We start from the raw sequence: 22,343 nt of genomic DNA on the forward strand, positions 1-22,343 counted from the left end.
GATGAAAAATATTAGTTTATTACCAAACAAAATAATCAGACAACCATTATTATCTTTAAATAAATACAATCAAATTCCTGAAAAAGAAAAAGAGCTAAATAGTTTTATAGATTCTTTATTTTTTAATAAGGAGTTCTCTGAAGCGGTTTATTTATCATCTCCTAGTTTATATAAAGAATGGGAAAAAGTAGTAAAAAAAGAGAAAGAAAGAGGAAAAATAAACGAAGCTATACTAAAATACTTTTTAAGATCAGTTTCAAATACAGTGCCTTTTGGTCTTTTTACTTCTTACACTACTTTAAGCTCAAATAGTAGTTTAGATAACGAAAAAAAGTATAAGAGGTATTCAAGTATTGATTTAGAGTATTTGCTAAACTTATTAAATCACCTTAATCAATATCCGATTATTATACAAACAGTAAAATATAGAAGAAACAATACTATATATAAAATAGGAGACAAGTATAGGTATATAGAACCAAAATTTTCTAAAGGAAATATAAGTTACACACTTTCTTCAATAGATAGTGATGAGTTAATAGATTACTTAGTGTCACATGAAAATGACACAATGACTTTTGAAGAATTAAAAAATATGATATTAAATTTAGTAGATGGAGTAGAAGAAGAAGAGGTGACTGCCTATTTATTAGATTTAATAAATTCAAAAATATATATAAGCTCATTTGAAGCTACATTAAATGAAGAAGACCTTTTAAATCAAGTAATTAATTTTTATAAAGAAAATAGTTCCAAAATAGATACAGATGAAGAGTTAAAAAAAATATTTTCATCATTAATAAAAGTTAAAGAAAAGCTGATAGAATTAGATAAAAAAGTTTTCAATTCAATAGATATTTATAATGAAATCTTTAAAGATTTAAGAAAAATAGGAGTTGATTTTAAAGAAAAATTTGTCATTAATTCAAATTTAAAAAAGATTCCCAAAAGTATAAATGATACAGAAAATATAGATATAAAGTTAAATAAATTAATGAGTGTTTTATCTAAGGTATCTAAAAAAAACATAAAAGAAGATTCAAATTTAACTGTATTTAAAAGGAGTTTTTATAATAGGTATGAAGATAAAGAAGTAGCATTAGTTGAAGCTTTAGATAATGAGTTGGGAATAGGGTATTTACCCCACTTAAAAGAGGAAGTAATATTTTCTGATTTAATAGATGATGTGACTATGCCACAAGTTCGAAAAGTTACATCAGAAAGAAAAGTAGAAACAAAAGTTCATAATTTTTGGCTTAATTTATTACTTCGAAACCCTGAAAAGAAAGAAATAAATTTAGCAAAAGAAGATTTAACCATTTTCAAAGAGGAAAATGAAGCAAAAAATGGTGCCTTTTCTATTTCTTATTCATACACTAAAGATAAAATATATCTTAAACACATTGGAGGAACAACAGGAACCAATCTAATAGGAAGATTTAGTAATAGTGATACAGAAGTTCAAGAGATTATTAATTATGTAACAGATTTTGAAAAGTCGTTACTTAAAAATAAAATTGTAGCAGAAGTTATTCACCTACCTAATAACAGAGCAGGAAACATACTAATAAGAAAAGTAAATAGAGATGCAGAAATAAGTATAATATCAAAAGCTTCTGGTAATACCAAAGTTATAGATGTAAATGACTTATACATTAGCTTGAAAAGAAATAGAATTGTTCTTAGATCAAAAAAAGAGAATAAAGAAGTTGTTCCTTTTTTAAGCTCAGCTCAAAATTATCATTACAATTCATTGCCTATTTATCATTTTTTATGCGACTTACAATCACAAGATCGTCATAATGATTATTCAATAAACTTTGGAGGGTTTAATATAGGGGATTTAGAATATTGTCCAAGGTTAACATACGGTAAAGATGTAATTCTAAGAAAAGCAACATGGTTATTAAAGAAAGATAACTACAAAGGAATAGAAAGCCTAAAAGCAGATTTAATAAAGAAAAGTGTCCCAAGGTATATTTATATAACTAGTGGTGGTGAAGATAAGATGATTATTGATATTGAAAACTACAATACACTTAACATACTATATCAAGAAATAGAAAAAAATAAAATTTTAAGAGTTACAGAATGTATTTACGATATGCATAATAATGAAACACCTGAAAGCTATGCGAATGAATATATTGGAGTTGTTAAATCTCAAAAAGAATTAAATATATTTAAAAATATTTCTACTACACATAAAATTGAAAACAATAATGTAAAGAGAACCTTTATTTACGGTGATGAATGGGTATATTTTAAGCTTTATACAGGAAGAATAACATCAGATCAACTTTTAATTGAAAACATTTCTAGAATAGCAACAAAATTAAAAGCATTAGGCATAATAGATAAGTGGTTTTTTATTCGCTTTACCGATCCAGATTTTCACTTAAGGTTAAGATTTCATTTAAAAAATGAAAAAAACTACTCAGAGATGTCTAAGATTATTCATAATGAATTATCACATTTATTAGAAGAACAAAAAATATGGAAGTTAGACTTGTCAACATACAACAGAGAGTTGGAAAGGTATTATTGGCAAAATATAGAGAGTTCTGAAACTATATTTCATATAGATTCAGAGTACACCGTAAACATGTTAAAATATCTAAAAGATAATGGAGAGAGTAGAAGGTGGCTTTTTATTTTAAAATCAATAGATGATTTTTTTAATGTTTTTGACATTAGTTTAGCTAAAAGACATCAAATTATAAATACTATGTTTAATAGCTTTTGGGTTGAGTATGGTAAAGTAAAAACTATAAAAAAAGATGTAAACAATAAGTTTAGAAAATATGTAAAAGATATAAACAGCATATTAAACACACCAGAAATTGAGGTGAAAAACATATATAAAGAGAGGTATTCAGCATTAAAAGAAGTTCAATTAAGTATAGAAGCTAAGGAAAATTTAGATGATTTGTTATGGAGCTATATTCACATGCATGTAAATAGATTTGTGCAAGCAAATCCTAGGTTTCATGAACTTATAATGTATGGAATTTTAGAAAGATATTATAACCAAGAGATTGGTAAGAGAAAGTATAACCAAAAACAAGTTGAAAATGAAGCTTATTAGACAATATGATAAAATGGATTGCGGCCCATCTTGTTTAGGAATGGTTGCAAGTCATTACGGAAAAGAAATATCACTAAATTACCTAAGAGAAAAGTGTTATATAACAAAGGAAGGAGTTTCTTTATTAGGAATAGATGAAGCTTCAAAAAAGTTAGGTTTTGAGACTTTTTCAGCTACTCTAGGACTACAAGAGTTAAAAGATATAGATAATTTAAATTATCCATGTATTTTGCATTGGAATAATAATCACTTTGTAGTTCTAAAAGAACATAAAAGACCACATTTATTAGCAAGGAAAAAGAAATGGCAAATAGCAGATCCAGCACATGGTTTTGTAAATTTAAATGATGAGAAATTTTCCAAATCATGGTTAGGTGAAAATGGAAAAGGAGTTGCATTGTTCTTAAAACCACAAAATAAGTTTGTAAATACAGAATTTAAAAAACCAGAAAAAATATCATTAAAATACTTTATAGACTTTTTTAAAAGCCATAAAAAAAAGTTGGTATTTGTATTCATTTTAATGCTTCTAGGAAGTTTAATAAATATGGTTTTCCCTTTTTTAACACAGTACTTAATAGATAAAGGAATTGATAAAAAAGATGTAAACTATATTGAATATATTTTATTCTCTCAGCTAAGTTTGTACCTAGGAGTAATTGTTATAGAGATATTTAGAAACTGGTCATTATTAGTGGTAGGAACCAAAATAAGTATTAAAATAATTTCAGAATTTTTGTTAAAAACACTAGACTTACCTTTAAAGTTTTTCGACTCAAAGCTTATTGGAGATTTTCAACAAAGAATACAAGATAATGATAGGATAGAATACTTTTTAACATCACAATCAATAACTACATTTTTCTCAATGATTACTTTTTCAGTATTCTTTGGAGTATTGGCTTACTATAATATAACAATACTATTAATTTATACATCATTAACACTTCTGTCTGTGTTGTGGTCTCATTATTTCTTAAAGAAAAGAAAAATATTAGATTATAACAGATTTATTGAAAACAGTAACAATCAAGAAACGATATACGAGATACTAAATGGAGTAACAGAAATGAAATTGAACTCTTTTGAGGAGTATAAGTGTAACCAATGGAAAACAGTTCAAGATAGGTTGTTTAATATAAATTTAAAAATATTAAGATTAGATCAAATTCAATCATCAGGCTTCACGTTTATAAACCACGTAAAAAATATACTAGTATCTTTTTATACAGCAATTTTAGTAGTAAACGGAGACATGACTTTAGGTGTTTTATTAAGTATTTCATACATAATAGGTATGATGAATTCTCCTGTAGATCAATTGATTAATTTTATAAGATCATTACAAGACGCAAAATTAAGTTTATCAAGGTTAAATGAAGTACAAAATGAAGATCCAGAAGAAAAAGAATCATACTCTGAGTTAAAGTTATCAAATAATGGTACTAATACAGGTGTGAAGTTGAGTAATGTTTCTTTTCAGTATGAAGGTCCCAGGTCTCCTTTTGTTCTTAATAATATTGATTTATACATTCCGGACGGAAAAGTTACAGCCATCGTTGGGGCAAGCGGAAGTGGAAAGACTACATTAATGAAGTTATTGTTAAGGTTTTATAACTCTATAGGAGGTTATATTAGTTATAATGACCAAAATATTTTAAATATTTCACCTAGAAGTCTAAGAAAACATTGTGGAGTAGTAATGCAAGATGGATTTATTTTTTCTGATACAATAAAAAGAAATATAGCGACATCAGATGAAGAAATTGATTATGAAAGGTTAAGAGAGGCAGCAAAAATAGCGAATATTGATGAGTATATTGATTCGTTAGCTCAAGGATATGATACAAAAATTGGAGCCTCAGGTAGTGGACTTTCTGGAGGACAAAAGCAACGAATATTAATAGCAAGAGCGGTTTATAAAAACCCACATTACATGTTTTTTGACGAAGCAACTTCAGCGTTAGATGCAGAAAATGAAAAGAAGATTCATGATAATTTATTCAACTTCTTTAAAGGAAGAACAGTTGTAATAATAGCTCATAGGCTTAGTACAGTAAAACACGCAGATCAAATAGTAGTGTTAAAGAAAGGGAAAGTAAGTGAAGTAGGAAACCATGATGAATTAGTAGGTAAGAAAGGAGACTATTTTAGTTTAGTAAAAAATCAATTAGAATTAGGAAGTTAGAAATGGATACAAATAATATAATTTTAGAAATAGAAAAATCAATTAACAATAATTATGGAATTTTAACTTCTATGGGAGTTGTTAATGGATTAGCAGGAGTTTCTCTTTTTTATCATTATAAGGATAATAAGGATAAGTGTCTCTCTTTTTTAGAGAAATCAATCAGTGGTTTAAATGAAGACTATAAAGGAAATGATATTATAGCAGATATTATAGAAATAGGAATTCTGCTTGATTTTTACATCAAAGAAGGTGTTATAAAAAAAGAAGAAGTAGCATTTTACTTCGATAACTATGACTCAATTCTTCAAGAACTTTTAATAGATAAATTAAAAGAAGACAATCTAAACCCAGTTACAGGAATATTGAAGTATGGTAATTATTTTATAAATAGAGCCAAGCATTCCGGAAAAAATTACGATGAATTATTTTCATTAATTCTTTCTAAAATAGAAAAACTAGCAAAAAAAGATAAAAAAACGACTGGAATTTATTGGGTTTCTACCATTGAAAGAGAAGGGCGATATTTAGTAGAGTTAGGAGTAAAACATGGAGTCATTGGAATTGTAGATTTTTTAGTTGAATTATATGGGTTAGGATTTGAGAAAAAAAGGACAAAGAAACTAATAAATGAAGCTATAAAATATGTTGTTGAGTCTAAGTTAAAGGACAAAACATTTCTTTTTCCTTTTTGTACAAATAACGTTAAAGATGCCGTATCTTTTTCTTTCAATTTAAATTACGGAGATCTCGGAATTGCCTATGGAATTCATAAAGCAGTTAAGGCGTGTAATTTAGAAGTTTACAAAGAGGTAATTAATCAAACATTAAAAAACGCAGCTAATTTTAAAGATGATGAAAATAAATACTTAACAGATGCTAATTTATTTTATGGTTCATTAGGAATTGCTTCTTTACTAAAAAAGTTTAGAAAAGAATTAGAAGAAGATTTTCTTAATGATTCTATAAACTATTGGTATACAAAAACAAAAGAACATAAAAGACATGATAATGAATGGGCTGGATTTGACACAACTTTTAATAAGTTTGATATTAATGCTCAACTTTCCATGTCGCATGGAATAATTGGTGTAGGAACAGCACTCCTTAATTTTAATAAAGATTTAAACTTCGACTTTTTAACTTTTCTAGGGTATAAATTTTAAAACCCTAGAAAATTTCTGCTATGCTAATACACTTACAAGTAGTTATTAATTAGAAGTAAATTAGTAAAAAAATAAACAAAAAAAGTTTCGGGTTTTTTTATTAAAAACTGACATTTATTAATTTTTTATATCATAAAAACTTAGTTCACTTAAAAATTTACTAGGAGAAGTACCAAACTTCTTTTTAAAGGCAGTAGAAAAGTGTTGTGGGTTTTTATAACTTACCTTTTCAGAAACCTCATTTACGGTATGGCCTTTTAATAATAGTTCTTTAGCCTTATTCATTCTTAAATTAGCAATAAATTTAAATACGGTAATACCAAATGTGGTTTTAAACCCTTTTTTTAAGGCATATTCATTGGTGCCAATTTCTTTACATAACAAAGATAAGGTTAGCGGAGATGTATAATTATTAAGTATATATTCATAAACCCTTTCAATTTTATTAGCTTCAGTAGTAGTTAGCTTTGTTGTGTTTTTTTTAGGAGTACTAGGTGTAAACTGATAAAGTTGTAATAAAAGAAGATCTAATATTTTAGAGGTAATATGTATTTTTCGAAAATGATTATCCCATTCAGAGGCAATAACTTCTTTTATCAAAAAATGCATTCTTGAATTTATTAAGCAGTTTTCTGAATTAAGTTTACCAAATTTTTTATCACTAATGATTTTTTTAAAATCATCAAACCTAATATCATCGGGTAAATACTGAATGAAGAATAAAGGAGATAAGTTAAGGCGTACAATAAAAGATTCTGAAGATTCACACTCTAAAAAGCCTTTTGTATTGCTATAAAAGTTAATATTATGTGAGTTAGAGTTAAAAAAATACTTACTTTCTATTTCAGGTATATGTATAGTAAACTTCCCTTTTAAGTTAAATAACATTTCTATACTTTCTCCTTTAATATTAAAAGATATTTTATAGCCTTTTATAGTTTTTATGGAGCCAAAACCTATTTTGAAGTTTTCAAATACATGCTCCTTATACCAACCTTTAAAATTATTTTCATTAAAGTTAGTTACTAAGGTTTTGTAAAAATTATCATTTATATTTTTAATATTAGATAGCTTATCAAAAATAGCTTCTTCATTATTATATATGGTAACCTTCATGCTTTCTTATTCCGTTTAACGTATGTTTTTTATCCGTTTAACGTATCCCCCGATTTTCGAATAAAAATTAGTTTTGCAGAAGACAAAAATAATTTATTTTTATTTAGTCTTAATAAGTAAAATTAGTTTTAACATAAAAAATGACAAAATCGATTTTAGTTATAACTTATAAAAAAAAATAGCATGTTAACAATTATAGGCTGTTTAGCTCTCATAGGTTTTTATTTTTTATACAGTACTTCAAATAGAGCAGATTTAACATTTTATTTACCTCTTCAAAAATGGATTAATGAGAATAAAATAAAAGGAAAGTATATAGGTGTAGTCTTGTTAATTATTGGTTTAACTAGCGCGATTTTATATTTAGGTTTTGGCGCAGGAATATTTTCATATTTAACTCTATTAATGTTAGTGTCAAGTTTAGTTGTTTTAATTGAACCTTTACGCTTTTTAAAATTCTCAATATTAGTTGTTATGATGATTTTATCACTATTACTTGAAGTTTATCTTAAATAATTATGCCAGCAAATAAAAAATATTTGACAAGTTCACCTATCCAGCGTATTGCAAAAATAAGTGCTGGTTTTGTAGGAGGATATGTTGTAACAGAAACCTTTCACATCATGTTAATGACTTTTTTTAACATACCAAATGTAATAATGACACTACGTTTTTTTGGATTTATTATGTGGGCGGTTTTAATGATTTTAGCCTTTTTAGCCAAAAGTGCATGGAAAATATGGGCACTTTATACCCTTGTTAGTCTTCTATTTATTATAGTCATTTACTTAAATAATCCAAATCAATTATAATAAAATATTAAAATACCATTATGGCTAAGAGAGTATATAATATAATGTTTCATACACATACCATTAGTGGTATTGTTATAAGTGCAGCATTATATGTAATTTTTTTTACAGGATCTATTTCTTTTTTAAGAGATGAAATAATAGCTTGGGAAAGAAATGAGCCCGTTGAAAAAAACTTTTTTTTAGAAGGAGATTTTGATGCTTTATTAAATAATTTAGGAGAAGAGTATTACCTAAAAGGTAGAGACATTTCTTTTTATAGAAATATAGAAGGACAAAATGTAATCACCAGAATGGGGCAGTCTAAAGATACATTGGTACCAAAAAAAGAGCCTAAAAGAGCTTTTTTTTATACAAATTTAAAAACCTTTAAAAAAGCAAATTATAACCAAAACTATTCTTTAGGAGAATTTTTTTACAGGCTACATTTTTTTGCACAATTAAATTTTTATGGACGATCTGGGTATGTTTTTGCTGGTTTAATAGCTTTTTTCTTTTTGTTTGCAATTATAACAGGAATTATCGTTCACTGGAAAAAAATAGTACCTAATTTTTACCAATTTCGACCAAAAACCAAATGGAAAACTATTTGGACAGATGCGCATGTTGCACTGGGTGTAATAGGACTACCATATCAGTTTATATTTGCTGTTACAGGCGCATACCTAATTATTGGTTATATGGTAATGCTAGCACCTGTGCAAAACTATATTTTTAATGATAATTCTAAAGCTTTAACCGAAGCATTGAATTACGAAAAAGATATAAATTATGAGTACAAAGCAGTAGAATTAGAAAAAACTATTTCTATTAATGATTTTTTAGTTAAAACAAAAAAAGAATACCCTAGCTTACAATTAAATAGTGTCGAAATATTTAATTATGGAGATGCAAATATGCATGTAAAAGTAGGAGGATACCCAAAGTATAAGGATAACTTTTTAAGTTCAGGGTCAATCACATTCAAAGCTTCAGATGGATATATAGTAAAAACAAAAGATTCAAAAAATAGCTTATCATATATAGAAGGAGCTACAAATCTTTTAAAAAGATTACACTTTGGAGATTTTGGTGGTTATGGAATGAAATTAATTTACTTGGTTTTGGGTTTTATCACCTGTTTTGTAATCATATCTGGTGTACTTATTTGGTTAGTTGCAAGAGATAAAAAAAGCGTACCTAGTTACAAACGTAAATTCAACACTTGGTTAGTAAATATTTATATGGCTATATGTTTAAGCTTATATCCAATAACTGCTCTTGTTTTTATTACCGTTAAATGTTTTTCAAACAGCAATGGAGACAATAGAAAAGTATTTATTTATCAGATATTTTTCTGGGGATGGCTTATACTAAGCTCACTTTTTATCGTAAAAAAAGACAATTACTTTACCAATAAAATATCACTTTTATTAGGAAGTATTTTAGGATTTCTAGTACCTATCTCAAATGGTGCTATTACAGGCAATTGGCTATGGGTTTCTTGGCAAAAAGGATATTCACAAATTTTTGTGGTAGATGCTTTTTGGTTGCTACTTTCAATAACATCATTTAGTATTTTCTTCAAAATAAAAAGAAATAAAAAGCTTTAAAAGAATCATCTTAATAATCAGTATTATTTACTCCGTTTAGCGTAGCTAATTATCCGTTTAGCGTATAAAGCTTACAGTTTTATAGGAGTAATTTTGTTTTTAATTTCAATTAAGTCTAAATAAAAACAAAGTGAATATATTTAAGAAATCAATAAGTTTTATAACGATTAACCTTCTATTTTTATTCGTAGGATATACACAATCTAAATTATCCGGAACAGTAGTAGATGCGTGGAAAAAACCAATTCCTGGAGCAACAGTTATTATAAAAGACACGAATAAAGGAGTTTCAACTGATATAAATGGTCATTTTCTTTTTAAAGGTAAGCTTAAAGGAAAATATGTACTTAAAGTTTCTTTTGTAGGCTTTAAAACTAAGGAACTATTTTTTAAGATAGAAGAGGGAGAAGAACTAGTATTATCAATACAATTAGAAGAATCATCAGTAGAGTTAGATGAGGTACTTGTAACAGGAAAAAGTATCGTAAAAAAAGTAAAAGAAAAAGCATATAATGTAGGTGTTGTTGATGCTAAGCAGTTACATCATACCTCTTTAGATTTAGGACATGCGTTAGATAGAGTAGCAGGAGTACGCATTAGAGAAAGTGGAGGAGTTGGTTCTCGAATGAATTTTTCACTTAACGGTTTTAGAGGAAATCAAGTTCGATTTTTTATTGATGGATTACCCATGGATAATTTTGGTTCATCTCTACAAATTAATAACATTCCAATAAGTTTAGCAGAACGCATAGAAATATATAAAGGAGTAGTACCTATAGGTTTAGGAGCAGATGCATTGGGAGGAGCTGTAAACATTATAACACAACAGCATAAAAAAAGTCATTTAGAGGCTTCGTATTCTTTTGGTTCGTTTAATACTCATAGATCACATGTAAATGCTGTTTATGTAGCAAAATCTGGGTTTACTGCGCAATTAAATGCTTTTCAAAACTATTCTGATAACAATTATAAAGTAAACGTTGATGTATCTGATTTAAACACCGGAGAATATTTTCCCAACCAAAGAGTAAAACGTTTTAATGATACTTACCATAACGAAGTAGCCATTTTTAATGTAGGTTTTGTAAATACTGAGTTCGCAGATCAATTATTATTTGGTATAACCCTAGGACAGAGTTATAGAGAAATTCAAACAGGAGCAAGAATGGTAAGCGTGTTTGGGGCTTGGCATACAAAAGGTAATATTATAATGCCTAGTGTAAAGTATAAAAAGAACGACTTTATATTTAAAAACTTAGATTTTAAGTTAACCGCTAATATCAACTTGGGAGAAGAAAAAAATATTGATACGTTACATAGGCGTTACAATTGGTTTGGAGATTTTAAAGAATATGATGGCCCTGGAGGAGAACGTTCGTATTCTTTATATAAATACAAAAATAACGCAGGTATTACAACAACAAGCTTAAACTATAAGTTGAATGATAAGCATAAAATTACATTTAGTAATACTCTTAATACGTTTGATAGAGTAGGGCATAATGAGTTAAATCCAGATAACGAAATTTACGAACACCCCAAAAAAGTGATGAAAAATGTGATGGGTTTAGGCTATGATTTTAAAAGTTCAAACTGGAATACTTCAGCTTTTATAAAAAAATACTATCAACGTAATAAGTTTGCAGAGGCATATAATCCTAGTGGAAACTACGGAGATGTAGCGTATAGAAATCAAGTTAATAAGTTTAATCATACAGGGTATGGGCTTGCTGCAACATATTTTGTAAACGATGATATACAATTAAAAGCTTCTTATGAAAAAAGTTATCGTTTACCAGAAGCAAATGAACTTTATGGAGATGTAATTAATTTAGAAGGAAACTTAAGTCTAAAACCAGAAAGTAGTAATAATTATAATTTAGGAGTTAGTCTTTGGAAGCATACAAGCAGTAATCACTCTTTTAATTTTAATGCAAATGGTTTTTATAGAGATGCAAAAGATTTCATTAGACCTACACTTAATAAAAATCAAAGTAGGCAAGTTATGGATAATTTAGCGAGTGTAACCAACCTTGGTGTAGAAGCAGAGGCAAGATATAACTTTAATAATCAAGTCTCACTAGGAGCAAACATAACTTATCAAAACTTAAGAAATAACACAAAATATGAAGATAATCAAACAGAAGTTAGTGTTGTTTACAAAGATCGAGTTCCTAACGAGCCTTATTTATTTGGAAATGCTGACGCGAGCTACACTTTTTCTAATCTATGGAATAAAGAAGACAAATTAAATGTAGCCTATAACTTGTTGTTTGTTCATGATTTTTATTTGTACTGGCCAAGTTTAGGGAGTAATAAACTTGAAATTCCTCAACAAATATCACATGATATAAGTTTTACATACTCATTAAACAAGAAACTACAATTTACTTTAGAATGTAGAAACTTGTTAAATGCTGAGCTTTATGACAATTTTAGTTTACAAAAACCTAGTAGAAATTTTACAGGAAAAATTAAATACACTTTTTTTTAAGAACACATATATAGAAGATAATTAAATAACAATTATAAATTAAAACAAATGAAGTACAAAAACCTTTATTCAGCTTTATTTATTGCAGCGGCAATTTTTACGTCATGTAGTGATGATAATACTCCAAAACAGGGAGAAACACCTCAAAAAGGAGCAAAATACTTAATAACTGCGACACCAAAAGCATCAGAAGGAGTTGCAGATTATATACTTACAACAGATAATTTAACCCAAGGAAAAATTAGCACAGTAGGAAACGGTATTGAGCAAGATGGAACATATCGTTATTATGTAACTAGTAATAATAAGTTTTTTAGTTTATTATACGGACAAGGAAACCCAGGAGCTGTTACAACCTATCAGTTAGACGATAAAGGAGCATTAGAAAAGTTATCTAACTTCCAATCAGAAACTGTACAAGCGTTTGCGCCAGTTAAAGACGATTTACTATTAATAAAAATATCAAGAAATTCTGACTCCCCTATAGCTTCTTGGTACCGTCTTGATACCAGAACATCACAATTTGTAGCCGAAGGACAAATTAATACTAAGGACTTAGCAAATAAGGAAAATGGTGAGTTAGCTTTCTTTACTTGGATAACTCAAGTAGGTGATTATGTGTATTTGCCCTATTTTACAATTAAAGGAAATTCTACAGATAGATTTGGAACGAACTACCCTAACGAAGCCAATATTGCAGTGTATTCTTATCCAGAAATGGAGTATGTAAAAACGATTCATGACGATAGAACTAGTCATATTGGACGTTATTTTAACAATGGTTTGTCTGTAGATGAAAAAGGAGATACATATGCTTTTTCTTCTTCTGTAGCAACAACTAATGGAGAAATAACATCTACAAAACCATCAGCAATAACAAGAATAAAAAAAGGAGAAACAGCATTTGACCAAGCTTTTTATTATAACATTGAAGAAGCTTCAGGTAATAGATATGTTACTTCTCATTTATATTTAGGAAATGGTAAATTTTTAGTAAACTTGCACGATACAGCTTCAAAAGGGACATATAGTTCTGGGAAAGATTTGGCTATTGTAGATGTATATGCAAAAACGTTAACAGATGTAACTGGGCTTCCTACAAAAGAAGAAATAGAAAGTATTGCATCAAAAGGGCATTATGTGTCTAAAGCTGAAGGAATAGTTTATATTGGTATAACAACAAAAAACGGGAGCTATGTTTACAATATAGATGCTAGAACAGCAAAAGCTACACAGGGAATCGAAGTAGAAGGAGGAACGATTACAGCAATTAATAAATTAGATCCTGCAAATTAATATTGTTTTTATTATAGGAGTATTATTAAAATATTTAGTTTATCCAAAAAAACCTTGGTACTTTCCAAGGTTTTTTAATTTTTATACTAATGAAGTCTATACCCTTTTTTAGGAAGGTAAAAGACTAACTAAAATAAGATGTTTTTTTCTTAATAAGAAAACCAGTGAGTATCACTACAGAAGTCAACATTAAAATAGCTATTAAGTTTTTTGTTGTTTTCTGTTCTAAAGGTTTAAATATAAAAGTAGGACGACTCTCATAGGTTTCTATTGTGTATTTTTTGTTTTTAAATAAAAGCGGAACAATGTGGTCTCTCCATTTATTGGAGAAAGATACTACTTGTTGTTTATAATTTTCGTAATCGTTAGCTGAGGTTCCAGCAATTTTATTTAAAGCTTCTTGCATGAGAATAGCTGGAGATGTATATTTAAAATAATCAACAACCTGTTGTTGTTTTTTTAAAGCCTTATTATAGTTTAATAATAAAGGAGAAAGTTGTTGTTCAAGTAAATCTTGTGAGGCAAAATAACGATGCCAGAAAGTAAAATTTTTATTTTCTTTATTAGCTAACTCAGGATGATCTCGTAAATACCCATCTAAAATTTCATCTTGTTTTTTCTCAATTTCTCTATTTGCTTCTCTAATCTCATTAATCATATTTAAGCGAGAAGGTGTAGGGTATATAGAGGTACTAATTTGATTAGCAGTTGCAGGAATAACTAAAACAATTAGTAACCACAGACCAATAAGAGATAAAGCATTTTTAGAAGAATTATTGATCTTTAAATTAACAATACCTGCTAGCGAAAACCAAAAAGCTTCGTAAGCAATTAATAACATAATAGTAGCAAATAATTGAGAAAAGTTTAAAAGAGCATTTTTTGTAAAAATTAAAATACAAACTAAAAAAACAACTAAAGAAATACTAGCAAATAAAATAAAACGAAAACCTAATTTTTGAATCAACCACTTTCTAATTGTTAAAGGTTGAGATCCGATAAGCCTTAATGTACCTAGTTCTTTTTCTCGGGATAAAATATTATAGGTAAATGCAATGATTAATAATGGTAGTATGAAAATAAATACAAAAGAAATATCAAACGTACCAAACAATAATTGGACAGGGTTAGCAATTTCTGTATAATCTAGTGCAAAATTATTGCCAAATATGCTTGGCTTCATAAAATGAGTGTATAAATCACTTTGACCTGTAGCAATAAAAGATAGAGGTTGAGCATCCATAGCAACAACCCTAGGGTGTCTTGTACCAACAGTTGAAGGATTGTTAGGGAGCATCCAATAAGGGAGTCCTGTGTCTATACCGTTTTCAATATCAAGAATGTTTTTTAGCATTTTAGTATCACTCTCTACTAAGTTTTGTTTTACTTTAATAATATCGTCGGTACGTTGTTTTACTTTTTTTTGTCCATTATATGTAGCAAAACCTATAATAGAAAGAAGTATTACAGTTAAAAGTGTAATCCATCCATTTCTAAATAAAATTTTCAATTCGTAATTTATGGTTTGGAAAAACATAATTATAATTTTTTAGAGAAAGTAATTAGTAAATAAAAAGGTACAAGCAACCAAATAAAAAGAATAAAAAAGTTCTTAAAGTTCCAGGTAATGATAGTAGATAAATTTGGAGGATGATATTTAAATTCGGGTAGTTTTGAAAACTTATCAGCTTCGGTTTTGTAGCTCCAGTCTCCTGTTTTTGAATTGTTTTTGAAATCATCATTTAAAAACTTCTGAGTACTAACCCTATAACTTTCGGCTGCATCGGTAAAGTTCCAATGCGCTATATAACCAGTATTGGCAATATCCATAGAAAGAATCCTAATAGGTATAAAAGGAGAAATTACGGCTAGTTTTTGATAAGTAGTGTTTTGATTTTCAAAAACCTCTTTTAAAAAACCATAATGTTTTTTGTAAACTCTAGCTTCATGTTCTTCTCCTTTTTGCATTCTGTAAGCATCGTAATTAAAAGGCAGTTGCTGAATATTATCTACACCGTACTCTTTTAATGTTTTTTCTTTTAAAATTTGAGCCTCTTTACTCCATGGATTATGACCATCTAGTCCTTTTTCTTTATCTTGTTTAATGCTAGCTTGAAATTGTTGTTTCGTTGGGTAAGGATGAAAGTCGTTTGCTAAGTTGGTAGCTATTTTCGGTGTAATGAAGCAAAACAGAATCCATAAAGACATATTTACAACTAAAGAAATTCCTGAAGATTTACTAATTGATGATATAAGTATAGTTATGGTAACAATAATCATATAATAAACTAAGTAAGAGGTATAAAGTAGACTTAAATTGTTCCAACTAAAAAGACCTGTAAAACTGTTGGAAGAAAGGAATATGCCAACAACAAGAAAAACTATTGTATTTAATATGAAAACTGGAATAAAGATAGAAAACCATTTACCTAAAGCTAGTTTTACAGGTGAAACACCTTGACTTTTTAACAAACGTAGTGTATCTAATTCTTTTTCTTTAGTAAAAGTATTGTAGCCCATTAATAATATAAGCAGAGGAATCAAATATAACAGTACAAAGTTGAGAGATAATGTACCAAACCTTGCTAGTTCTGTTTGATCCGAAGCTTCACTATAAGCAGCTTCATTTCTTTTATGAGCTTCTAAGAAAATAGAGTTTCCTGTATATTTATTCACACCATTATCAAATAATGATAAAGCAAACTTAGGTTTAAAAGCATATGTGCCGTAATGAGCAGCAGAGTGAGGATTTTTATCTCCTTGTGTATCCCACATACTCCTTTCCTTTTCTTTAGAAATACTATATTGTTTATTTATAGTTTTAAATTGATTATAACTAGTAATACCAGCAATTAAAAGGAGTATAAGTATTATGATTATTGAAAACCCAAAGCGTCCATCTCTCCGTAGTTCAGTAAGTTCTTTACAAATAATAGTTTTCATAATTAAGCTATTACATTTTTAAAATTCATAATATCTAAGTACAATTTCTCTAATTCTGATAATGTTATTTCATCAGAAGCTTTAGTACTTTGTAGTGTGCCATTACGCATAATGCCTATGTGAGTAGCAATATCTTTTGCACGAAACAAATCATGAGTAGCCATTAAAATAGCAACTCCTTCAGATTTCATTTTTAATAAAAGATCAGAGAATTCATTACTAGATTTAGGATCTAAACCCGATGTAGGTTCATCTAAAAGTAGAACTTTAGATTCTTTAGCAATTGCTAAAGCAATTCCAACTTTTTGTCGCATTCCTTTAGAAAATGTATTGACATATTTATTATGAGCTTCTTTTTGTAAACCTGCTTCTTCTAAAAATAAACTAAGTTCAGGCTTGTCAATTTTTTTTCCAGAGAGTTTTAAAAAATAATCTAAATTTTCTATAGCAGATAATGAAGCATATAGCATTAGATTTTCTGGAATATAAGTAATGAAATTTTTAGTTTTGATTGGATGTTTAGTAACCTCCAAACCATTAATTTTTGCAATTCCAGATGTAGGATTAATAAAGTTTAATAACATGTTAATTGTTGTAGATTTACCAGCACCGTTGGCACCAAGTAAACATAAGATTTCACCTTCATTAACCTGTAAGTCTAAATTATTTACAGCAATAAAATCACCATATTTTTTTGTCAGCTTGTTTGTTTGTATCATGTATATGTAAGTTTTAAGTAACTAATTCTATTAATATCTAGTACTACTACAGTAATTAATAAACTCTAAAAAATAGAAATATTAATTATGTAGTAATGTTTTGTTTTTTAGTATCTTATTTTAAGATAAACTACCAGTGTTTAATTCTGTATTTTAATAAAGAACTAATAAATAGGAGGGGGCCTGGAAAAAAGAGAATAGTTTATAAAGTCTTTGAAGTATATAGTAATTTTGAAAAAAACACTATTAAAAATAGGTTTATTTACAGCAGTGAAATTTATAGTGATTGTTTGAAGGCAAATAATAGGAGTTTTATTACCTACTATAACGTATTCACAACTGCTACAATCCTCCACTGTACTATCTTCATGAGTAAGAGCATGTAATCCAACCAGCTTAACACTAATAAAGACTGTTAAGAAAATAAGGGCAATATGTGCTTTAAAGCGTTTCAAGCTATGTGTTATTTTAATGACTAAAATAATAAAATCTTTATATATAAGTATGTATTGCTTAGTTAAAAAAAACAATCTCAAAAAACATTAAAAAGAGATATTTAAGAGGTAATAATTTATATTATAAGAGAATATGTTAAAGTTTTTTTCTAAAATCAATTTTGTGAGAAAGTTTAATCATTAAAGTATGGTCGTTTTCAATACGGTTTTCTTTTATGATTATGTATTGATTCATGTATCCTAAACTTAATGTAAAAGAAGCATCTAGGGGAATATCGAAAGCTCCATAAATTCTATTTTGACTAAAATTTTTATTATTTGCGTATCTATCAACATCTAGAAATACTTGATTAGAGAATGACAAGCCTATTATTGTTTTACCCTCTTTAGATCGTATGATTGGTGTTTTTGCACCAAATATTAATCGTAATCTATGTCTTGTTTTGTCTTCCATAATACGCTGTTCTAGTAGCATTCCATAATTGACGGAAACTTTTTTAATTTTATTTTTTATGGTGAAGTACTCATAAATACGATGTTCAGTTCTTTTTGTAGGAACGGGATGTGCTCCATAAGGAAAGAGCACTACCCATTCATATCCAGCACCAAAACTTAGATTTTTTAAGTAGTCATAACTTGTGCCAATCCTTAACTTTGATTGCTGCCAATCCTTAACAAAATTATGTCTACTCCAAGAGTATAACGTTTCAATATTGAACTTTTTAGTTAATTGGTACTTACCAGAATAATACCACCATGAATTAAACTGGTCGACTTTTTGGGCATAACTCTTAAAAATTACAAATAAAAATACTGTAGCTAGTAATTTTTTCATCATTGTCTAGAGTTTTTTACCTATAAAACGAATCACACTTCCTTTACCGTTGTGAGAATTTCCTTCATTCAAAAAGACTTCTTTTTCTTCTAAAAATTGAATTTCAAAACCAGTAAAATCTTGTTGTATTTGTTCTAAAGAAAAAAGCATGTCTACATCTTTTGGACCACCTATTTTAGGATTGTTTTTCTGATAATTTAGATGATTTTTACTAAAAGCTTCAAAAATTATATGCCCATTAGGTTTAAGAAGTGTAGTCAATTTTTGATGAATACTAGAAATTTTCCAAGCAGAAAAATGTGCGTAAATTAAACCAATAACATCAAAAGACTCTCTTGGAAATTCAAGATCTTGTATATCGCCTACTATATATTTTAGAGGCACACCTGATTCGTTGGCTAATTTTTGAGCCTTATTCTTTCCTTCAATACTTAAATCGGTAGCAGTAACATTCCATCCTAATTTGGAAGCATATACACCATTTCTACCTTCCCCATCAGCAGGCAGTAAAATAGTTCCTGTTTTTAATTTTTGAAGTTCTTCTTTAAAAAATAAGTTAGGCTCTTTACCATAAGCAAAATCTAAGTTTTGATATCTTTCATCCCAAAATGCTGTATATTTTATATCGCTTTTTTTCATCATATTTTGATTTAAATTATATGATGTAAAAGTATAGTGAGTTTAAAATTTTATGATAGGATAAATGTAAAGTAGTATTGTACTTATTTTAGTTTTTTTCTATATGCATCAGGAGAATAACCTGTATGTTTTTTAAAAAATCTAATAAAATAAGAAACATCATCATAACCTAAGTGATATGCTATTTGGTTTATTTGATTGGAAGATGCTAAAAGATATCTTTTGGATTCTAATATAATTTGCTCGTTTATAAGTTCTGAAGCTGTTTTACCTAAAGTCTGTTTTGTTATAGTGTTTAATTGATAGTTAGATAGATTTAACATGCTAGCATATTTTGAAACTTGTTTTATACTAGTAATGTTTGTTTCTAATAAATGTAAAAATTTATCAAGAGATTCTTGAATATACAGATCTTTAGTGTTAGGAGTTTTATTGTTGGTATTTCTTAGCCTCAGTAATTCTATAAAAAAAATATGAAGATTAGATTTTATAACTTCTTTATATGCTTCAGTTTTATCCTTGTATTCTGAAAAAATAGATGTCAATAAAAAATTAATTTTTGAAAAAAGGTCTTCCTCTAATTGATAATAATTTGAAGCGCTTACTTTTTGTAATAGAGAATTCATTCTTTTATTAAAAGGATAGTAAAAATCAGTATTAAACTGAATCATAAAACCCTCACTATTACTTCTTAGTTCTAATTCGTGCACTTGACCAGGTCGGATTATAAAAATAGTATGATCTGTAACATCATAATTAACAAAATCTATTTCGTGATTTCCAGTGCCTTTTTTCAATACTAAAAAGAAGAAAAAATCATGTCTATGAAGCTCGTGAACCATATCTTTTCCATTAAGAAGTTCCTGAAGATTTTTAATCATAAAATCACCAGATAGGTTAGGTTCTTTTTGAGAAGTTTTTAAATGTCTTACAGGGATGGTTTTCATGAGGTTAGAATCTAACTAATGTAATACAAATTTAAGTAGAAAAAGAGCAAGGAATAATAAGTAATTCTAAAAAATAAAAAAGTCCTATAAATTATATAATTCATAGGACTTTTAAGTCGGGGTGGCAGGATTCGAACCTGCGACCTCCTGCTCCCAAAGCAGGCGCGATGACCGGGCTACGCTACACCCCGAAAAGTGTAAAAATCATAATGTAGTTTATCTCGATTAAAACGAGAGGCTACACCTCTGTTTTTAATTGGGACTGCAAATGTAGAAAAAAAAAGTGAACTACAAATAAAAAAAAGAAACAATTATTAAATAATTTGACCTTATAAGGTAATAGTTAAAATATATTTAAAAGGATATAACTAGAAATAAAAAAAAATTACATTTGTAACTTCAAAAAATTCAAGATAATGGCAGAAAAAATTAAATGTTTGATTATTGGGTCTGGTCCAGCAGGTTACACAGCAGCAATATATGCAGCAAGGGCAGACATGAAACCAGTTATGTACACAGGAATGCAAATGGGAGGACAGTTAACAACCACTACAGAAGTTGATAATTTTCCAGGTTATCCAAAAGGTACTGATGGTACAGCAATGATGGAAGATTTAAAAAGTCAAGCAGAGCGTTTTGGAACAGATGTACGTTTTGGAATGGTAACTAAAGTAGAGTTTTCTAACGAAGAAGGAGGAATTCATAAAGTAATTGTGGATGAATCAACAGAAATAGAAGCTCAAACTGTTATTATTTCTACAGGAGCTACTGCTAAATATTTAGGTTTAGAAAGTGAGCAACGTTTAATTGGTGGTGGAGTTTCTGCTTGTGCTACTTGTGATGGGTTCTTTTATAAAGGACAAGATGTTGTTGTTGTTGGAGCAGGTGATACCGCAGCAGAAGAAGCAACCTATTTAGCTAACATTTGTAGTAAAGTTACCATGTTAGTTCGTAAAGATTATATGCGTGCTTCAAAGGCAATGCAACACCGCGTAAACAAAACAGAAAATATTACTGTTATGTATAACACTGAAATTGATGAGGTATTAGGTGAGAATGTTGTTGAAGGAGTTCGTGCTGTGAATAATGAAACAGGTGAAAAAACGGAGATTCCAGTAACAGGTGTATTTATTGCAATAGGGCACAAACCAAATACTGAATTGTTTAAAGATGTTTTAGACATGGATGAAACAGGTTATTTAATTACTAAAGGAAAATCTACTAAAACTAATTTACCAGGAGTTTTTGCTGCAGGTGATGTGCAAGACAAAGAATATCGTCAAGCTGTAACAGCCGCAGGTACAGGATGTATGGCGGCTTTAGATGCTGAACGTTACTTAGGAGCATTAGAATAAAACATAAAGTATATAAAATTAAAAAAGGGTACGTATTAGCGTACCCTTTTTATTTTATTTAGAATTTTGTTCGCTTTCACGAATAAGCTGTCGAATCCAATCATTAGGAATCATATCAATAGTAAGGTTTATGCGTTCCTCATCACCATTATTAATAACTTTATGAGGATCGGTAAGTCGCATATACCAGCATTCCCCAGGTTTCATGAGTACCGGAGTGTTATTCAAATAAAAAGTTACATTTTCATTATTTAAGATAGGAATAGTAAGTCTAATTACAGATTTTTCAACCTCCAAACCTAAGGTAGGATCTGTGTGTTCTTTAACTGTTGAGTGTGGTGCTAGTCGAAGTAACCTAACTAAATTAACAGTAGTATTCTCTTTAAAAAAATCGATAACACTAGTTAAATACGGAGACTTTTTTAAGGCATTAGTATCTAGCCAATCTGTCCAAGAACCATCAGCATAATCTTCAGCAGGAGGCGGAAAAGGTAATGAGGTATCCACTAAATGTGCAGGTGACCGTAAAGGAATTACATCATAATATTCAAAATTATCTAGCTGTAAAGCTTTAGCCTCTTCAAGCATTTTAGCGGTATTAAAGTTAAGAGGTAGCTTAATACGATCACTAAAAGCATTACTTGTCCTAGTAGTAACTGTTTCCATAGACCTATGTTTATAAAAGTTTGAGTTAGTAT

Annotated in this window: 17 protein-coding genes and 1 tRNA gene; 9 read left to right on the top strand and 9 right to left on the bottom strand. The window is 28.5% G+C overall.

From position 1 onward, the window contains the following. Position 1: 1 nt before the first annotated feature. The 3 genes from AC3VJB_RS00470 to AC3VJB_RS00480 are packed head-to-tail and all read left to right on the top strand — an operon-like array spanning position 2 to position 6,442. Positions 2 to 3,088 (top strand): lantibiotic dehydratase, encoded by a 3,087-nt coding sequence (locus AC3VJB_RS00470; RefSeq protein WP_437823939.1) that lies wholly within the window; start codon positions 2 to 4, stop codon positions 3,086 to 3,088. Continuing rightward, complete coding sequence (locus tag AC3VJB_RS00475) at positions 3,075 to 5,276, top strand: peptidase domain-containing ABC transporter (RefSeq protein WP_437823941.1); 2,202 nt, start codon at positions 3,075 to 3,077, stop codon at positions 5,274 to 5,276. The genes AC3VJB_RS00470 and AC3VJB_RS00475 overlap by 14 nt, the downstream gene beginning before the upstream one ends. A gap of 2 nt (positions 5,277 to 5,278) precedes the next feature. Continuing rightward, positions 5,279 to 6,442: a lanthionine synthetase LanC family protein gene (locus AC3VJB_RS00480; protein WP_073184639.1), complete on the top strand. Its 1,164-nt coding sequence runs from the start codon at positions 5,279 to 5,281 to the stop codon at positions 6,440 to 6,442. A 117-nt stretch (positions 6,443 to 6,559) separates the two neighbouring features. Here the strand turns inward: AC3VJB_RS00480 and AC3VJB_RS00485 are convergent, their stop codons facing one another. Continuing rightward, positions 6,560 to 7,558 carry a helix-turn-helix transcriptional regulator gene (locus tag AC3VJB_RS00485; protein WP_253680806.1) on the bottom strand — a complete coding sequence of 333 codons (999 nt, stop codon included), beginning with the start codon at positions 7,556 to 7,558 and terminating at the stop codon, positions 6,560 to 6,562. 183 nt (positions 7,559 to 7,741) lie between these two features. Here AC3VJB_RS00485 and AC3VJB_RS00490 point away from each other — a divergent pair, with 183 nt between their 5' ends. From AC3VJB_RS00490 to AC3VJB_RS00510, 5 genes are all read left to right on the top strand, one after another. Beyond that, positions 7,742 to 8,074 (top strand): hypothetical protein, encoded by a 333-nt coding sequence (locus AC3VJB_RS00490; protein ID WP_239180025.1) that lies wholly within the window; start codon positions 7,742 to 7,744, stop codon positions 8,072 to 8,074. A gap of 2 nt (positions 8,075 to 8,076) precedes the next feature. Continuing rightward, the gene (locus AC3VJB_RS00495; protein WP_047790182.1) at positions 8,077 to 8,370 is read left to right on the top strand and encodes a hypothetical protein; all 294 of its coding nucleotides are present in this window, start codon (positions 8,077 to 8,079) and stop codon (positions 8,368 to 8,370) included. A 20-nt stretch (positions 8,371 to 8,390) separates the two neighbouring features. Continuing rightward, positions 8,391 to 9,962, top strand: coding sequence for a PepSY-associated TM helix domain-containing protein (locus AC3VJB_RS00500; protein ID WP_437823945.1), 1,572 nt, complete (start codon positions 8,391 to 8,393; stop codon positions 9,960 to 9,962). A 130-nt stretch (positions 9,963 to 10,092) separates the two neighbouring features. Further along, entirely contained in the window at positions 10,093 to 12,456 is a 2,364-nt protein-coding gene (locus AC3VJB_RS00505; RefSeq protein ID WP_437823947.1) for a TonB-dependent receptor, read from the top strand. Positions 12,457 to 12,504: 48 nt separating this feature from the next. Further along, complete coding sequence (locus tag AC3VJB_RS00510; RefSeq protein WP_047790180.1) at positions 12,505 to 13,752, top strand: DUF4374 domain-containing protein; 1,248 nt, start codon at positions 12,505 to 12,507, stop codon at positions 13,750 to 13,752. Positions 13,753 to 13,876: 124 nt separating this feature from the next. On the opposite strand, the gene AC3VJB_RS00515 is transcribed toward AC3VJB_RS00510, so the two are convergent. From AC3VJB_RS00515 to AC3VJB_RS00545, 7 genes are all read right to left on the bottom strand, one after another. Continuing rightward, positions 13,877 to 15,289: a DUF3526 domain-containing protein gene (locus tag AC3VJB_RS00515; protein WP_349265095.1), complete on the bottom strand. Its 1,413-nt coding sequence runs from the start codon at positions 15,287 to 15,289 to the stop codon at positions 13,877 to 13,879. A gap of 2 nt (positions 15,290 to 15,291) precedes the next feature. Further along, the gene (locus AC3VJB_RS00520; protein WP_253057086.1) at positions 15,292 to 16,695 is read right to left on the bottom strand and encodes a DUF3526 domain-containing protein; all 1,404 of its coding nucleotides are present in this window, start codon (positions 16,693 to 16,695) and stop codon (positions 15,292 to 15,294) included. 2 nt (positions 16,696 to 16,697) lie between these two features. Further along, the gene (locus AC3VJB_RS00525; RefSeq protein ID WP_073184623.1) at positions 16,698 to 17,414 is read right to left on the bottom strand and encodes an ABC transporter ATP-binding protein; all 717 of its coding nucleotides are present in this window, start codon (positions 17,412 to 17,414) and stop codon (positions 16,698 to 16,700) included. A 591-nt stretch (positions 17,415 to 18,005) separates the two neighbouring features. Then, positions 18,006 to 18,707 carry a DUF2490 domain-containing protein gene (locus tag AC3VJB_RS00530; protein ID WP_047790175.1) on the bottom strand — a complete coding sequence of 234 codons (702 nt, stop codon included), beginning with the start codon at positions 18,705 to 18,707 and terminating at the stop codon, positions 18,006 to 18,008. Positions 18,708 to 18,710: 3 nt separating this feature from the next. Continuing rightward, positions 18,711 to 19,346 carry a class I SAM-dependent methyltransferase gene (locus AC3VJB_RS00535; RefSeq protein ID WP_437823952.1) on the bottom strand — a complete coding sequence of 212 codons (636 nt, stop codon included), beginning with the start codon at positions 19,344 to 19,346 and terminating at the stop codon, positions 18,711 to 18,713. 80 nt (positions 19,347 to 19,426) lie between these two features. Beyond that, positions 19,427 to 20,290 (bottom strand): AraC family transcriptional regulator, encoded by an 864-nt coding sequence (locus AC3VJB_RS00540; protein ID WP_047790173.1) that lies wholly within the window; start codon positions 20,288 to 20,290, stop codon positions 19,427 to 19,429. A 116-nt stretch (positions 20,291 to 20,406) separates the two neighbouring features. Continuing rightward, positions 20,407 to 20,481 (bottom strand) — tRNA-Pro (locus AC3VJB_RS00545). A 225-nt stretch (positions 20,482 to 20,706) separates the two neighbouring features. On the opposite strand from AC3VJB_RS00545, the gene trxB reads away from it, so the two are divergent. Then, positions 20,707 to 21,645 (top strand): thioredoxin-disulfide reductase, encoded by a 939-nt coding sequence (gene trxB / locus AC3VJB_RS00550; RefSeq protein ID WP_047790172.1) that lies wholly within the window; start codon positions 20,707 to 20,709, stop codon positions 21,643 to 21,645. A 54-nt stretch (positions 21,646 to 21,699) separates the two neighbouring features. Here the strand turns inward: trxB and AC3VJB_RS00555 are convergent, their stop codons facing one another. Beyond that, the gene (locus tag AC3VJB_RS00555; protein WP_349265098.1) at positions 21,700 to 22,311 is read right to left on the bottom strand and encodes an aspartyl/asparaginyl beta-hydroxylase domain-containing protein; all 612 of its coding nucleotides are present in this window, start codon (positions 22,309 to 22,311) and stop codon (positions 21,700 to 21,702) included. Positions 22,312 to 22,343: the final 32 nt, after the last annotated feature.

Source organism: Tenacibaculum sp. TB-53 (genome assembly GCF_059716285.2).